We start from the raw sequence: 15,326 nt of genomic DNA on the forward strand, positions 1-15,326 counted from the left end.
GCCCAGGGCATCGCCTTCCACGAGGAGTACAAGTCCCGGACCGCCTGCCTGGTCGAGATCGACACCAGGGACCCGGAGCACGTCCGCGTCACCAGGGCGGTCATCGCCGTCGACGTCGGCCTGCCCGTCAACCCGCGCGGACTGGAGGCCCAGATGATCGGCGGCCTCACCGACGCCATCTCCACCACGCTGCGGGCCGGCCTCCACCTGGACAACGGGCTCCCGCTGGAGGGCAGTTACAGCCAGTTCCACTGGGCCAAGCAGCGCGACACCCCGCGTGACGTACGGGTCTTCGTGCTCCCGGCGACCGGCACCGAGCCGGGCGGCGCCGGCGAGCTGGGCCTGCCCGCCGCCGTCGGCGCGATCGCCAACGCCTACGCCCGGGCCACCGGCACCAAGCCGCGCAGCTTCCCCCTCGACTTCGACGTCGACTTCACCCCCTACCCCCGCTAGTCCAGGAGCCGATCCGTGCCCTCGCACACCTTCACCGTCAACGGGCAGAGCGTCACCGTGGACGCGCCCGACGATCTGCCCCTGCTGTGGGTGCTGCGCGACATGCTCGGCGTGCGCGGCCCCAAGTACGGCTGCGGCGTGGACGTCTGCAAGGCCTGCACCAGCCACCTCGACGGCGTGGACTTCCGCCCCTGCGTGGTGCCGGTCTCCGCGTGCGCGGGGAAGTCGGTCACCACGATCGAGGGGCTGGCCGACGGGGACCAGCTGCACCCCGTGCAGGAGGCCTGGCTCGAACAGGACGTCTCCCAGTGCGGCTTCTGCCAGCCCGGCCAGATCATGGCGGCCGTCGCCCTGCTGAAGCGGACGAGCACGCCCACGGACGAGGACATCGACGCCATCGCCAACATCTGCCGCTGCGGCACCTACTTCCGCATCCGGGAGGCCATCCGCAGCGCGGCAGCCAGGATGTGAGCGGCCGCCAACACGTGAACGGAGAAGGTTGGGCCCCGGCCTTCCCCCGTCGCATCCGCCGACGCGGCCGGGGCCCGACCGCTCGTGGTCAAACCTATGGGCAGGGCGGCCGGTTCGTAGGGTCCGATCTGCCCAGTGAGCGGGCGAGACGGGTGTCACAGCGCACAGTGAGTCCTGGTGGTTGAATCGGCGGTCCAGCCGAAATGCGCCGAAAGGACCTCCCATCCAGCCCCGCACCGAACCCCCGCAGCCCGCCGTGTGGTCCCGTCCGGACGACGTGCTGCGGCTGCACCGCCTCGCTCACACCGGAGGGTCGGCCGCGGTGCTGGAATGGCTCGCCGCCCGGCTGGGCGGCTGGACCGGGCTGCTGGACAGCGAGGACCCGCGCGGGCCGCGGGCCGCCGTACTGGGCGCCGCCGAGCTGACCGCGCGCGGGGTCAGCTCCGCCGTCCTGCGGCACGAAGGCTCCGCGGCGCTGTTGTTCACGCTGGACGAACGGCGCGCGCTGGCCGCCGTACTGGACCTGCCGCACCACCCGGGAGCCCCCGCACTGCTCGCGGACGCCGCGGTACCGCTGGCGCTGGTGCTGCGCGCCGAGGAAGCGGGCCGGCGCGAGGAGCGGGCGGACGCCGCCGAGGCGATGGCCCGCGAGTCCGTGCTGCACCTCCTGATGAACGGGCAGCTCTCCACGGCCCACCAGATCGCCGGGACGCTCGGGCCGTCGCTGCCCGATCCGATGCGGATGTACGTCGTCGAATGCCGGACGGGCGAGCGGGCGGCGGTGACCCGGCTGTTCGCGGAACTGACGGGCGGCCGCGCCTGGATCGTCCGCTGCCCGGTGTACGTCCGCCACCTCATCGTCCTCGTGCCCACGGACCTGGCGGCGATCTCGGCGGACGACGACCCGCTGTCGGCGTCGCTGACCGCGATGGTCCGCGAGGCGGCGGTCGGGGTCAGCGAGCGGGCACAGCTGCGCCAGGCGCCCGCGGCCTACGCGCAGGCCTTCCACGCCCTGGCCGTCGCGCGCGGCCGCGACGAACGCCATGCCCGCTTCGGCCCGGGCCCCGAACTGGCGCTCGCCGCACACGGGGCCGGGTGGGCCGCCGCGCTGCTCGCGCCGCTGCACGGGTACGAGCCCCGGCGGCCGCAGGACCCGGGAGCGCAGGAGCTGCGGGCCACCGCCCAGGCGTGGCTGGGCTTCACCTCGCACGCCACCCGGCTGCTGAAGCTGCACCGCAACACCCTCGCCGGACGGCTCAAGCTGATCGAGGCGGTGCTCGGTCTGGACCTCGGGTCCCTCGCCGACCAGGCGGCGCTTTCTCTCGCGCTGCGGCTGACCCCGGGCGGGCGCGGCGGCACCGGCCCTTCGGCCGCGGGCTCGCTGGACGACGTACTGCTCGATCCCGCGGTGCAGGCGTGGGCCCGCGCCCAGCTGGCACCGCTGACCGGGACCGAGGCCCCGGCCGGGGCCCGCGAGACGGTACGGGTCTGGCTGCGGCACGATGCGCGGCTGGCTCCGGCGGCCGCCGCGCTCGGCATCTCGGTGGCCGCGACCCGCAAGCGCCTGGGCCGCGTGGAAGTGCTGCTGGAGCGCTCGTTGCTGCAGTCCCCGAGCGCCCGCTACGACCTGTGGCTGGCCCGGCGGGCCGAGGAACTGGGCGGGTCCACCCCGTGACACAGGTCCGATAGGAGCGTATTCGGGACGGTTCTGGCCGATCATGCCTGAATGAGGCGTATCAATGCGAAACGTGTGCTGGTCGGTGAACCGCTCGACACCGCGCGCCTGGGCGAGACCCTGCTGCCCAAACGGCTCGCCCTCCCGATCTTCTGCAGCGACCCGCTCTCCTCGGTGGCCTACGCCACCGAGGAGATCCTGCTGATCCTCGCCCTCGGCGGCGTCGCACTGCTCCACCTCGCCTGGTACGCGGCCGCCGCCATCGTCTTCCTGCTCGTGGTCGTCGTCGCCTCCTACCGGCAGACCTGCCACGCCTACCCGGGCGGCGGCGGGGCCTACATCGTCAGCTCCAAGAACCTCGGCGAGACCGCCGCCCTCACCGCCGCGAGCGCCCTGCTCGTCGACTACGTCATGACGGTCGCCGTCTCTGTCGTCTCCGGCGTCTCCGCCATCACCTCGGCCATCCCCTCCCTCAGCGACCACGAAGTCCCCATGTCGGTGGGTTTCGTGGTGCTGCTGACCCTGATGAACCTGCGCGGCGTACGGGAGTCGGGGCGGGTCTTCGCCATCCCGACCTACGGATTCGTCCTCGTCATCTACCTCATGTTCGCGGTGGCCGCCTTCCGCCTCGCGACCGGCGACACCATCCGCGCGGAATCCTCCGAACTGCCGATCAGCGCCGAGGGCACCTACGCGGGGCTCGCCCTGGTGCTGCTCGCGCTGCGCGCCTTCGCCTCCGGCTGTACGGCGCTGACCGGCGTCGAGGCCATCAGCAACGGCGTGCCCGCCTTCCAGAAGCCCAAGAGCAAGAACGCGGCGACCACCCTCGCGGTCATGGGCGCGCTGGCCGTCACCATGTTCGGCGGGATCACCGTCCTCGCCATGGCCTACAAGGTGCACGTCGCGGCCGATCCGACCGAGCTGGGCCTGGCCCCCGGGACGCCGATGTCCACCGCGCTCGCGCAGATCGGCCGCGCCACCTTCGGCGACTGGCACTTCCTCTTCTACCTGCTCCAGGCCGTCACGGCCGGCGTGCTGATCCTCGCCGCGAACACCGCGTTCAACGGGTTCCCGATGCTCGCCTCCATCCTGGCGAAGGACCGGTACGTGCCCCGCCAGCTCTACAACCGCGGCGACCGGCTCGTCTACTCCAACGGCGTCGTCCTGCTGGCGCTCGCCGCCATCGCCCTCATCGTCGCCTTCGACGCCCAGCTGACCCGCCTCATCCAGCTGTACATCATCGGCGTCTTCGTCTCCTTCACCCTCTCGCAGGCCGGCATGGTCCGGCACTGGAAGCAGGAACTCGACTCGCCCGCGACCAGGCCGCAGGAGCGGATCCACATCCACCGCCGGCGCGCCATCAACGCCGTCGGCGCCGCCATGACCTCCGTGGTCCTGATCATCGTCCTGATCACCAAGTTCACCCACGGGGCCTGGCTCGTCGTCATCGCCATGCCGCTGCTGTTCGTCGGCATGAAGGGCGTGCGCCGCCACTACGACATCGTGGCGCGGGAGGTCGCCGTCGCTCCCGGGGTCAAACCGCGCAAGCCCGCCCGCCACCACGTCGTCGTCCTCGTCGCCGCCGTCCACGCGCCGACGCTCAAGGCCCTCGGCTTCGCCATGGGACTGCGGCCCGACACCCTGACGGCCGTCTCGGTGGCCGCCGACGAGGAGGACGCGGACCGGCTGCGCGAGTCGTGGGCGGAGCACGACCCGGGGATCCCGCTGAAGGTGCTGCACTCCCCGTACCGGGAGGTCGTCGGGCCGGTCCTCTCCTACGTGCAGGAGCAGGCGGCCGCCGAGGGGACGGACATGCTGTCGGTGGTGATCCCCGAGTACGTGGTCGGGCACTGGTGGGAGCAGCCCCTGCACAACCAGAACGCGCTGCGGCTCAAGGCGCGGCTGCTGTTCACACCGGGGGTCGCCGTCATCGACGTGCCGTACCTCCTGGAGTCCGCGAAGTCCGCGGAACCGGAGCCGGCGGAACCGGAGGCGGGGCGGGCGCGGGGGTAGCCGGCCGCTGGGTCACCGCCGTGTGGGCCAGCGCCAGTTCCACCACGTGCGCCGGATCGGCGAGGGAGCGGCCGGTCAACTGCTCCAGGCGCCGCAGCCGGTTCGAGACGGTGTTGCGGTGGCAGTACAGCCGCTGCGCCGCGTACGTGGTCGAGCCCTGGCAGGCCAGCCAGGTACCCAGGGTCGTCAGCAGCATCCGCCGGTCCTCCGCGGCCAGCGCCAGGACGGGACCGAGCACCACCTGGCGCAGCCGGCCCGCGAGATCGGGGTCGGCCGCGACCAGGGCCGCCGGGAGCCGCTCGTCCAGCAGGGCGGTACGGGGCCCCTCCGCGGCGGGGGCGGTGCGCAGCGCGAGGACGGCCAGCCGGCGGGCCGCCGCCAGCTCGCCGGGCGCCCCCACCACCGGGCTCACCCCGGCGCGCACGCCGAGCGGGGCGAGGGCCTCCCGTACGGATTCCAGCGGAAGGTGGCCCAGGTCCACGAGCCCGGTCTCCCCGTCGGCGCGGATCCGCCACAGCATCCGCGGGAGGCCGGCGGGCGGGAGCGCGTCGGCGCTGTCGCCGGGGCCCAGGGCCACGACCGCGAACCGGCCGTGCTCCGCCAGCCCGAGCCGGTGCGCCGACCCGGCGGCCGCCTCCGGCGGACCGGAACCGTCGAGCAGGGCGTCGAGCAGCGCCGACCTGAGCTCCCGCTCGCGCTCGCCGCGCACGGATTCGGCCCGGCGGTAGGACTCGGCCGCCGCGTCCGCCGTCCGGTCCACCGCGTCCCACAGGGCGGGCGCCGCGGGCAGCAGCCGCGGCAGCGCCGCCCGGTCGTGGGCGGCCACGGCCTCGGTCAGGGTCTGCCACAGCAGCCGTCCGCAGAGCCGGTACACGCGCAGCAGGGAGTCGAGCGGTAACCCCTGACCGGCGCGGAGCGCGCCCTCGGCGCGGGCCTCGGCGAGGTCGGGCGCGAGGCCCCGGGAGCCGCGGACCAGGTCCGTGACGGCCCGGCGCAGGACGTGGTGGATCCGGTCGCGCAGTTCGGCCCGGCCGAGCAGGGCGGCGTAGGCGGGTTCCTCGGTCGGCATCCGGTCGGCGAGCCGCTGCGCGGCGACGGCGATCCGGCGGTTCAGGTCCTCGCGTATCTCCTCGATGATCCGCTCCATGACGGGCAGGGTGGCACGGCGGAGGGGGCGGTGGGGAGGGCCGGGACGGTGCCGTGTCCGCTAGCGTGTCCGAAGCACTGCATGTGCAGTGCATATGCGGCGGTCATAGCTGCGGTGCGTGCATGCCGAACGTACCGGCGGGCCGCCGCCCCGCTCACGCCGTGCCGCGCCGCACGGCCCCGTGTCCACACCGTCAGGGATCCGCCCATGCGCCAGAACCCGGAGCGCCGCGCCGCGCTGCTCGACGCCGCCATCGAAGTCCTCGCCCGCGAGGGCTCCCGGGGGCTGACCCTGCGCGCGGTGGACGCGGAGGCCGCGGTCCCCACCGGCACCTCCTCCAACTACTTCGCCAACCGCGCGCAGCTGCTCGTGCAGATCCTGCACCGCACCCGGGAACGGCTGACCCCCGACCCGGAGGAGCTGGCCGGCCCCCACGACACCAAGGTGCTGCTCGGCCGGCTCGTGGAGCGCATGCGCCGCGAGCGCAGCGTGCACACCGCCATGCTGGAGCTGAGGCTGGAGGCCACGCGGCGGCCCGAACTCCAGAGCGAACTGGCCGGATTCCAGGGCGCCGAACTGGAGGCGAACATCGCCTGGCACATGGAGGCGGGGCTCCCGGGGGACCGCCAGGGCGTGGTCCTGCTCTACCTGGCCACGCTGGGGCTGATCGTCGACGACCTGACCGCCCCCGGGCTGCTGGACCCCTATCCCGTGGAGGGGCTCATCGACGTCATGGTCGAGCGCCTCCTCCCGCAGGGGCCCGCCGACTGACTATCGTGCCCGTGGGGGAGTACCGGCAGTACCGGCACGCAGCGCGGGAGGGCACCGTGGAGATGGCGGACATCACCGGCACCGGAAGGAACACGAGGGGCGCGACCGGCCCCGACGAGGACGACCGCGAAGGCATCCAGTGGCTGGCCGGCTGGGACGCCTGGTACGTCAGCCTGACCTTCGCCCGCGGCATCGGGCCCGAGGAACTGGCCGCGCGGCTCGGCGCGCTGCCCGGAATCCACCCCGGGCCGCTCGGAGCCATCGACGCGTGGAGCATGGTCACCGAGACCGTGGAGGGCGACGGGGTGGCCCGGGTCGGCAGCTGGGGCGGCTGGTCCTTCGCCGTCGAACACGGCATGCCGGCCGGGGCGCAGCGCCTCGCCGAGATCTCCCTCGGCGGCGTCGAGGCCGTCCACCTCGACCCGCAGCCCGACCACCCGCCCAAGCAGTTCGCGTACGCCCGCGACGGCGAGCTCGTCTGCTGCTTCGGTCTCGGCGAGGAGGTCTGGCGCGGCGGCCACCGGCCCGACTTCCTCCTGCCGGAGCTGATCGAAGCCAAGATCCTCGCCCCGGACGGCACCTGTGCCCGCCCCGACGAAGAGCCGTACGAGGAACGCGACCGCCTCACCCTCTCCGTCCTGGAACACCGCTTCGCGCTGTCCCTCCCGCGCCGCCTCGTCGAGGAGACCGCCCTCCCGGCCTTCGTGACCTGCACGCAGTGACCGGGGCGGGTCAGCCCGCGTAGTCGCGGATCACCTGCCGGGCCAGCTCGGCGCGGGCCGGAGCCAGCTCGGCGGCGACCGCCTCCGTACGGGCGGCGTCGCAGACCACCCGGGCCGGGTGCGGGCCGGCCGAGGCCAGGCAGCGGCGGCGCAGATGGGTCGGCGGGTGGGTGTCGTCGACGCTGTGCCCGCGCAGGGCGGAGACCCGGCGCAGCCGCTCGTACTCGGCCTCGGGGACGTCGGCCATCCGCGCGGCCAGGCGTTCCCACAGCCCCCGCTCGGCGGCCTCGCGCGCCGCCCGGCCCTCGGAACCGCCGCGGGTCTGGGCCACCACCGACTCGCGGACGAGCTCGGGCTCGACGCCGTCGCAGATCAGCATGCGGTCCATCAGCGCGAGCGCCGCCTCGGTGGACCCGGCGCGGGCCGAGCCCGTGTCGGCCCGGTACTCCGCCCGCTGCGAAGCCCGCATGGTCAGGCCGTCGAGCAGGTGGATCAGCCCGTGGACGAGGGAGCGGGGCAGGAACATCGCGATGTTCACGAAGTCGTCCATCAGGCTCCGCGGACGATTCGGGAGCAGGAAGTAGTGCCAGCGTGCCAGGGCCCGCAGCGCATGGTGGGTCAGGAACGTGGAGCGGACGTCCCCGTTCGCGAAGTGGCCGAGTTCGTGGCCGAGCAGGGCCACGCGCTCCTGCGGCGAGAGGATCTCCCACAGTCCGAGCCCCAGCATCAGTACGCGCCGCCCCCGGACGCCGTAGGCGTACACCGCCGCGTTGGCCACCGGATCCACCACCACGACGTGCACCCCGGGCGTCCCGACGGCCGCTCCCACCTCGTCGATCAGCTCGAACAGCCGGGGCGCGTCCGCCCGGTGGAGCACCGGTGCGTGCTTCGGCAGCTTCGCCGGCCGGGGCAGCAGCGCCGCCACGACCGCCAGGACCAGCGCGCCGAGCACCGGCTGGATCCCGGTCTCCCAGCCGCCCACGATCAGCAGCCCCGCGATCACCACCAGACCCGCGGTGACCGCGTGCACCAGCAGAGAGAGCCCGTGGGCCAGGACGGTCGACGTGTCCAGCGCGGGCGGCCCGGCCTCGGCCCCGCTCCGCCCGATCTCGTCCGCGAGCTGTTCCCCGTACTGCCGGGCCAGCCGCCGGCGGGCCGCCGCGATGCGGCCCGGCTCCGGATCGGGCGCACCCGGATCGACGTTCCAGTCGCACCGCGCGCACCAGTCGACGTACCGCTCGTCCACGGTGACGTCGCTCCCGCACTCCGGGCACGGCCGCACCACCGCTGTGCCCGGCCCGTCCACTTCGCCGATGGTTTCCACGTAGATCGATCCCCTCCCCGCCGCGGACCTGCGGTGATCCTCGGTCCGCGCAGAATAGAGGGGGCCGCCGCGGCCTCCGCGACCGGTGTGGGAGTGGTTGATCTTATGCTCAGGTTTACGCGCGTCCGCTGGTTTTGCGGCCGGTGAGCGACTTTGATGGGTTTGCCAGGCCTCGTACCGGAGCAGGGGGACCACTCAATGGGCACCGACCGCAGCCAGAAGGACAGTTCGGACAGCAGCACCGGCACCGCCGCCGCACCCACCCTCATCGGGTCCGTGCAGCGCGCCCTGCGTCTCGTGGAAGCGATGTACGCGGAAGACGGGGCGACCGCCAAGCGGCTCGCGCGCCTCACGGGCATCCCGCTGCCCACCGTTTACCACTTGCTGCGCACCCTCACCCACGAGGGATATGTGGAACGCGAAGGCGGAGCCTTCCGGCTCGCGGACGGTCTGCCGCTGCCGCTCGCCTCGTGAATTCGGGGCGGGCGCAACCCGCGTGGGGCGGGTGATTCGGTGCGCGATTCAAAGGCAATGATCAAATTCCGACGGGTTCCGGCCAAGCTGTCACGTGCTACCGCGCATGTTCCAGCGGAAAATGCCAGAACCCCCTTCCGCACTATGGAAGTTGAGTAAGTTCCTCCTGTCGCGCCGTACGACCGTGCACCACGCACGGTCCGGCCGGGAGGGGAGCCCGCGTGCCCGGGATCGACGAATGCCTGCTCGAAGCCATGACCTTGCCTGGTGCGAGGGGGGCCGCGCTGGTCGACTGGAGCAGCGGACTGGCCCTCGGCACCGCCGGGGACTCGCCGGTCGGGGACCACGAGACCACCGCAGCCGAGACCGCCGAGCTGGCCCGGGCGGCCGCCGAGTACGAGTCCTTCGCCCCGGCGGAACCCGGCTCGGACGAGGCCGCCGGGCCACCCGTCGAAGACCTGATCGTCACCACCCGGACCGGCTACCACGTACTCCGCTTCGTCGAGACCAGCTTCGACAGCAGCGTCTTCCTGCACCTGTGGCTCGACCGGACCGACGGCAACCTCGCCCTCGCCCGGCACAGACTCCGGGCACTGGCCGAGGGGCTGGTGCTGAAGTGAACGCCGCCGCCCTCCCGGGGATCCCGGCTCCGGCCGGAGCGGGAGCCGCTGCCTCCGCCGACGGCGCGGCCGCCGCCCCCGCCGCCGTCTCGCCCCTGCTCACCCGGCTCGCCGCCGAACGCGCCACCGGAGCGCTGCTCCGCGAGCGCGGCACCCTCTTCCTGGAGGACGGCCGCGTCGTGCACGCCGAGAGCCCGGCCACTCCCGGCCTCGACGTCCTGCTCACCACCGGCGGGGGCCTCACCCCCGAGCGCTGGACCGACGCCGTCAACCAGGCCGGCGCCCGCCGCCAGGTCGCCCGCTTCCTCGTCGACAGCGGAGGCATGGCGGGCGGCGAACTGGAGATATGTCACCTCGCCGCGATATTCGACGCCGCCTTCTTCGCGCTCTCCCCGGGCAGCGGCCCCTCCCGGTTCCGCCGCGGGGCCACCCACTGGATCGGCTCCGTCCGCTCCGTTCCCGCCGCGGCCGTCGAGCGGGAGACCCGGCGCCGCCGCGAGCTGCTCGACGCGGTGTGGCCCTACCCGCTGCTGGACACCTCCCCGGTCGTGCCCCGGGCCGCAGCCCCCGGTCAGACCGTCACCGCCCGGCAGCGCATCCTCCTGGACCGGGCGGACGGCGTACGGACACCGGCGGACCTGGCGTGGCTGCTGGGCCGGCCGGCCTTCCACACCCTGCTCGACGTACGGCGCCTGGCGGCGGCCGGTCTCGTGGAGACCCCGTACGCGCCGGCGGCCCCGGCCGCCGCCCCCGAGACACCCCTGCCCGACTGGATGACGCAGGCGCAGTCCCCGGACGTGGCGTTGCTGCGCCGGTTACGCGACGCACTGGAGGCAAGCCTGTGAGGCTCCCGCTGCGACCGGCCCAGCGCGGCGACCGCTCCGAGCGGAGGCAGCCCGAAAGGAGAAAGGCCGACATGAGCACGGTGCCCGCCGAGGCGGAGGCCGAGATACTCGCCGAGCTGGCGCGGCTGCGGGCCCGCGTCCCGCAGCTCACCGGAGCCCTCGCCGCCAGCGCCGACGGGCTGGTCCTGGCCCACGACAGCGCCGCGACCCAGGCCGAGTCCGTCGCCGCCCTGACCGCGGCCGCCCTCGGCGTCGCCCAGCGCCTCAGCGACTGCACGGGCCAGGGCGGCTTCCGCGAACTGCTCGTGCGCGGGGAGGACGGCTACGTCGCCACCTACGCGGCGGGCGACACCGCGGTCCTCACCTTGATCGCGGAGCCGCGCGTCAATGTCGGCCGGCTCCACCTGGAGGCCCGCCGCTCCAGCCTGCGCATAGCCGAACTGATCGACCACAGCCTCGGCCGAAGAGGCCTCGGCACGATCACCTAGTACCCCTTGCATCCGTACCGACCGAATTCAGGACAGCCGAACAGAAAGAGGAAAAACCCATGGCCAATGTGGAGACTTCGCTCAAGGAAGCCAGCACCACCATCGACGGCGTGCTCGGCGTCGCTCTGGTCGACTACGGCAGCGGCATGGCCCTCGGCACCCTCGGCGGAGGCAAGGACCTCGACCTCGCGGTCGCCGCCGCCGGCAACACGGACGTGGTGCGCTCCAAGGTGCGCACGATGGAGCTGCTCGGCCTGAAGGACGAGATCGAGGACATCCTGATCACCCTCGGAACCCAGTACCACCTGATCCGGCTGCTGAAGGGCCGGGGCTCCTCGGGGCTCTTCCTCTACCTCGCGCTCGACAAGGGGCGCGCCAATCTGGCGATGGCCCGCCACCAGCTCAAGAAGATCGAGGCGGAACTGGAGGTGTGACCCGATGACGGCGAGGTGGCGGACGGCTGAACTCATTGCCGTCCGCCCCGGCGGCTTCTTACATATGTCCGGGACGACCGATTTTCGGCATCTCGCCACACAGTAGGATGCTGTAATCAGCTGATCATCACAATGTAAATACGCTGGAGAACTCGCCACCCATGCCCCCGCGCCTGAGCATCGTCGTCCCCGTCTACAACGTCGAGCTCTATCTCGACGAATGCCTGGAGTCCATCGCAGCGCAGACATTCGACGACTTCGAAGTCGTGCTGGTCGATGACGGGTCGACCGACGGCAGCGCGGCACTGGCACAGGCGTTCGTCGACCGTGACGACCGCTTCCGGCTGGTGCTCCAGAAGAACGCGGGGCTCGGGGCGGCCCGCAACGTCGGCGCGCGTCACATCACGCCGGGCACCGAGTACCTCGCCTTCGTCGACAGCGACGACACCATGCCGTCGTACGCGTACCAGCGGCTGATCGACACCCTCGACGAGACCGGCTCCGACTTCGCCGCCGGCAACGTCAAGCGCTTCCGCTCCGTCGGCATGCAGCAGTCCTGGGGCCACCGCAAGGCCTTCTCCACGACCCGGCTGAAGACCCACATCTCCAAGGTCCCGGCGCTGGTCACCGACCGCACCGCGTGGAACAAGGTCTACCGGCGCACCTTCTGGGACCAGTACGGCTTCCAGTACCCGGAGGGCATCCTCTACGAGGACGCGCCCGTCAGCATTCCCGCGCACTACTTCGCCGCCAGCGTCGACATCCTCAGCGAGTGCGTCTACCACTGGCGCGTCCGCGAGACCGGCGAGCGCTCCATCACCCAGCGCTCCACCGACCCGGTCTCCGTTATCGACCGGGTGGCCTCCGTACGCCTGGTGCGCGACGCGCTGAAGGGCAAGCAGGGCGCCGCGTACGAGCGCTACCTGCGCGACTACGACCGCAACGTGCTGAGCGAGGAACTCCCGCTCATCTACAAGTACGTGCCCGAGGGCGGCGCCGGGTTCCACGCGGCCTTCGTCAAGGAGGTCGGCGGCCTCGTCCGGGAGATCGGCACCGGGCCGTGGGCCGACATGACCGTCGCCGACCGTCTCAAGGCGTTCCTCGCCGGAGAGGGCCGCGTCGAGGAGTTCATCGCCCTCGTCCGGCACCAGAGGGACTTCACGTACAGCGTGCCGGTCAAGGGACTGGCCCGCCCGCAGGCCGACTACCCCTTCCTCAAGGGGCCCGTACCGTCGAAGGTCCTCACGCTCGGCACGCGGGAACGCCGCGTCGTCAGCCGCCTGGAGCAGGCCGTGTGGAGCGACGGCAAGCTGCTGCTGCGCGGTTACGCCCTGCCCGGGCACCTGGGCGCCGAGAGCCGCCTCGGCTCGCGCAAGGTGTTGATCTTCCGGGAGAACGGCAAGCGCCGCCGCACCGTCGTCGGCACCCGCACGGTCGCCTCCCCGATGGCCACCGTGAACGCCCCGCACCTCGCCCTGCGCCACGCCGACTGGGCCGGCTTCACCGCCGTCGTCGACCCCACCTCCTTCCAGACCGGGGGAAAGTGGAGCGAGGGCATATGGAGCACTTCCGTGGCGGTCACCGGCGCAGGCGGTCTGCACCGCGCCCGGCTCCGCGGAGGCGAGCACGACAGCGGACAGAACCCGCCCGCGCACTGGGTGGCCCCGGACGTGCGGATCGTCCCGAACACCACCACCTCCCTCACCATCCAGGTCGAGATCGTCCGCGCCCGGGCCCTGGACGTCCTCCCGGCCGGTGACGACGCCGTCGAGGTGAAGGGCGAGCTCGCCGCCGAAGTCGGTGCCGACGCCTCCCTGCGTGCGAAGCACGCCTCCACGGGAACCGTCCTCACCCTCCCGCTGGAGACCTCCGCCGCCTCCGGCGGCCGGCTGCCCTTCACCGCGCGCGTGCCGCTGGCCGACCTGGCCGCCGTCCCGGACGCCCCGCGCGAGCCCGGCGAGTGGACCCCCGAGCCGTGGAGCCTGTCCGTGGTCGGAGCCGACGGCCGCGAGCACCGGCTGGCGCACGACGAGCGCGCCGGGTTCGCCGGCCTGGTCGTCCCGCTGCCCGGTGAGGTCACCGGCCGGTCCCTCTTCGCCAAGCGCGGCGACACGGGACACCTCACCCTCTCGGTGCAGGCCTCGCCGCCGCTGGTCGACACCGTCGAGGCCAAGGACGGCGTCCTGACCCTCCAGGGGCGCTTCCTCGCGCCCGTGGACGAGCCGTACGAGCTGGTCCTGCACGACGCCACCGGCGTCGAGTTCAGCTACCCGGTCAGCCGCGAGGGCGGCCGCTTCGACGCCACCTTCGAGCCGGTGCTCCCCGAGCACTACGCCGGCCGCACCCCGCTCCCGCAGGGCCGCTGGTGGGCCACGATGCGCCCGGTCTCCGCGGGCGGGTCCACCGCCGGCCTGGTCGGCGTCGACCGCGGAGCCCCGCTGCAGTTCGCTCCCACCGCCCTGCACTCGGGACCCCACGCCATCACGGCCCTCGGCCGCCGGATGCGGGTCGAGGCCCGCTTCCACGACCGCGTGGCGCTGGTCGCCGACCCGCTGATCAGCCCGCACGACCGATCGCGCTACGCGCAGCGGATCGCGCGCGACGTGACGTACCCGGCGCAGAGCGCCCTCCCGGTCAAGCAGGACGTCGTCGTCTACGACAGCTTCCGGGGATACGGCGCCGGCGACTCGCCCCGCGCCATCCACGAGGAGCTCGTGCGCCGCGGCGAGAAGCTGGACCACGTCTGGCTGGTCCGCGACGGCCGCGCCGAGGTCCCGGCGACCGCCCGCGCGGTCCAGTACGACAGCCTCGAATCGTGGGACGTGCTCGCGCGGGCCCGCTACTACGTGGTCAACGACAGCGTTCCGCTCGCCTTCCGGCGCCGTCCCGGCCAGACCGTCGTACAGACGTGGCACGGCACGCCGCTGAAGCAGATCGGCCACGACTTCGTGCACGACTACTACACCAGCCCCGAGGTGCTGGAGGCGCTGGAGCACGACAGCGCCCAGTGGTCACTGCTCGCCTCCCCGGGCTCGTACGCCACTCCCGTCCTCAAGCGGGCGCTCGGCTACGACGGCGAGGTCATCGAGTCCGGCAGCCCGCGCACGGACGCGCTGGTCAAGCCCGACCCGGAGCGGATCGCGGGGATCCGCGCGCGGCTCGGCCTGCCGGAGGGCAAGAAGGTCGTCCTCTACATGCCGACGTGGCGGGAGAACCGCCTGGGCTGGACCATCGCCTCCGGCTACCGGCTCGACCTGCAGATCGACCTCGACGCCGCCCGCCGCGAGCTCGGGGAGGACCACGTCCTGCTCGTCCGCGGCCACCACAAGGTCACCGAGCAGGTCCGCGAGGGCGTCCGCGACGGCTTCGTCAAGGACGTGTCGCACTGGGCCGACCCCACCGACCTGCTGCTCGTCGCCGACGTCCTGATCTCGGACTACTCCTCCGCGATCTTCGACTTCGCCCACACCGACCGGCCGATCCTGCTGTTCACGTACGACCTGGAGCACTACCGGGACACGCTGCGCGGGTTCACCTTCGACCTGGAGAAGAAGGCCCCGGGCCCGCTGCTCAAGGACTCGGCGAGCCTGATCGAGGCCGTGCGCGACGCGGACGCGGTGGGCGAGGAGTACGCGGAGGCGCGGGCACGGTTCCGCGAGGAGTTCTGCGACCTCGACGACGGCCACGCCGCCGAGCGGATCGTCGACCGCATGCTCGAGATGTAGCCCGCAGGAGTGTGATCCCGATCCGCCCCGGCCCCGCCGATGAGTTCGGGGGCCGGGGCGGGTCTGTATGTACGGGACGCCAGTGGCTCTAAAACGCACAACTCGCTGCCGAAGGTCGAGCTAGGGTTGAACAAGGTGTGAGGCGTAGGAGTGTAAGGCGGAGG

The 15,326-nt window shown here is 72.8% G+C and carries 13 protein-coding genes and 1 pseudogene; 12 read left to right on the forward strand and 2 right to left on the reverse strand.

Annotation, left to right across the window (positions count from 1 at the left end; all coding sequences use genetic code 11):
• The 4 genes from ACWGDE_RS25060 to ACWGDE_RS25075 form a co-directional block, all read left to right on the forward strand.
• Positions 1-453, forward strand: a 453-nt coding sequence (locus tag ACWGDE_RS25060) for a molybdopterin cofactor-binding domain-containing protein (protein ID WP_453391269.1), incomplete at its 5' end; no start/stop codon positions are given.
• Positions 454-468: 15 nt separating this feature from the next.
• Positions 469-924 carry a (2Fe-2S)-binding protein gene (locus ACWGDE_RS25065; RefSeq protein WP_453391270.1) on the forward strand — a complete coding sequence of 152 codons (456 nt, stop codon included), beginning with the start codon at positions 469-471 and terminating at the stop codon, positions 922-924.
• Positions 925-1,180: 256 nt separating this feature from the next.
• Entirely contained in the window at positions 1,181-2,599 is a 1,419-nt protein-coding gene (locus ACWGDE_RS25070; RefSeq protein ID WP_453391271.1) for a helix-turn-helix domain-containing protein, read from the forward strand.
• A 51-nt stretch (positions 2,600-2,650) separates the two neighbouring features.
• Positions 2,651-4,612 carry an APC family permease gene (locus ACWGDE_RS25075; RefSeq protein WP_453391272.1) on the forward strand — a complete coding sequence of 654 codons (1,962 nt, stop codon included), beginning with the start codon at positions 2,651-2,653 and terminating at the stop codon, positions 4,610-4,612.
• On the opposite strand, the gene ACWGDE_RS25080 is transcribed toward ACWGDE_RS25075, so the two are convergent.
• Positions 4,527-5,759: a PucR family transcriptional regulator gene (locus tag ACWGDE_RS25080; protein WP_453391273.1), complete on the reverse strand. Its 1,233-nt coding sequence runs from the start codon at positions 5,757-5,759 to the stop codon at positions 4,527-4,529. The two genes, ACWGDE_RS25075 and ACWGDE_RS25080, sit on opposite strands and share 86 nt — an antisense overlap.
• Before the next feature lie 207 nt (positions 5,760-5,966).
• Between ACWGDE_RS25080 and ACWGDE_RS25085 the strand changes: the two genes are divergently transcribed.
• A complete protein-coding gene (locus ACWGDE_RS25085; RefSeq protein WP_453391274.1) occupies positions 5,967-6,530 on the forward strand; it encodes a TetR/AcrR family transcriptional regulator in 564 nt (187 codons plus the stop codon).
• 11 nt (positions 6,531-6,541) lie between these two features.
• Positions 6,542-7,252 carry a DUF6461 domain-containing protein gene (locus tag ACWGDE_RS25090; protein WP_453391275.1) on the forward strand — a complete coding sequence of 237 codons (711 nt, stop codon included), beginning with the start codon at positions 6,542-6,544 and terminating at the stop codon, positions 7,250-7,252.
• A 10-nt stretch (positions 7,253-7,262) separates the two neighbouring features.
• Here ACWGDE_RS25090 and ACWGDE_RS25095 read toward each other — a convergent pair whose 3' ends face one another.
• Positions 7,263-8,576, reverse strand: a complete 1,314-nt coding sequence (locus ACWGDE_RS25095) for a M48 family metalloprotease (RefSeq protein ID WP_453391276.1) — start codon at positions 8,574-8,576, stop codon at positions 7,263-7,265.
• A gap of 198 nt (positions 8,577-8,774) precedes the next feature.
• Between ACWGDE_RS25095 and ACWGDE_RS25100 the strand changes: the two are divergent.
• The 6 genes and pseudogenes from ACWGDE_RS25100 to ACWGDE_RS25125 form a co-directional block, all read left to right on the forward strand.
• Positions 8,775-9,011: pseudogene (locus ACWGDE_RS25100) on the forward strand (helix-turn-helix domain-containing protein); the annotation flags it as partial.
• Positions 9,012-9,271: 260 nt separating this feature from the next.
• The gene (locus tag ACWGDE_RS25105) at positions 9,272-9,670 is read left to right on the forward strand and encodes a hypothetical protein (protein ID WP_453391277.1); all 399 of its coding nucleotides are present in this window, start codon (positions 9,272-9,274) and stop codon (positions 9,668-9,670) included.
• A gap of 95 nt (positions 9,671-9,765) precedes the next feature.
• The gene (locus ACWGDE_RS25110) at positions 9,766-10,515 is read left to right on the forward strand and encodes a transcriptional regulator (protein WP_453391281.1); all 750 of its coding nucleotides are present in this window, start codon (positions 9,766-9,768) and stop codon (positions 10,513-10,515) included.
• 71 nt (positions 10,516-10,586) lie between these two features.
• Complete coding sequence (locus ACWGDE_RS25115) at positions 10,587-11,003, forward strand: roadblock/LC7 domain-containing protein (RefSeq protein ID WP_453391278.1); 417 nt, start codon at positions 10,587-10,589, stop codon at positions 11,001-11,003.
• Positions 11,004-11,062: 59 nt separating this feature from the next.
• Positions 11,063-11,437 carry a hypothetical protein gene (locus ACWGDE_RS25120; protein ID WP_453391279.1) on the forward strand — a complete coding sequence of 125 codons (375 nt, stop codon included), beginning with the start codon at positions 11,063-11,065 and terminating at the stop codon, positions 11,435-11,437.
• A gap of 161 nt (positions 11,438-11,598) precedes the next feature.
• Positions 11,599-15,162: a bifunctional glycosyltransferase/CDP-glycerol:glycerophosphate glycerophosphotransferase gene (locus ACWGDE_RS25125; RefSeq protein WP_453391280.1), complete on the forward strand. Its 3,564-nt coding sequence runs from the start codon at positions 11,599-11,601 to the stop codon at positions 15,160-15,162.
• The last annotated feature ends 164 nt before the right edge of the window (positions 15,163-15,326 follow it).

The organism is Streptomyces sp. NPDC054956 (genome assembly GCF_053609185.1).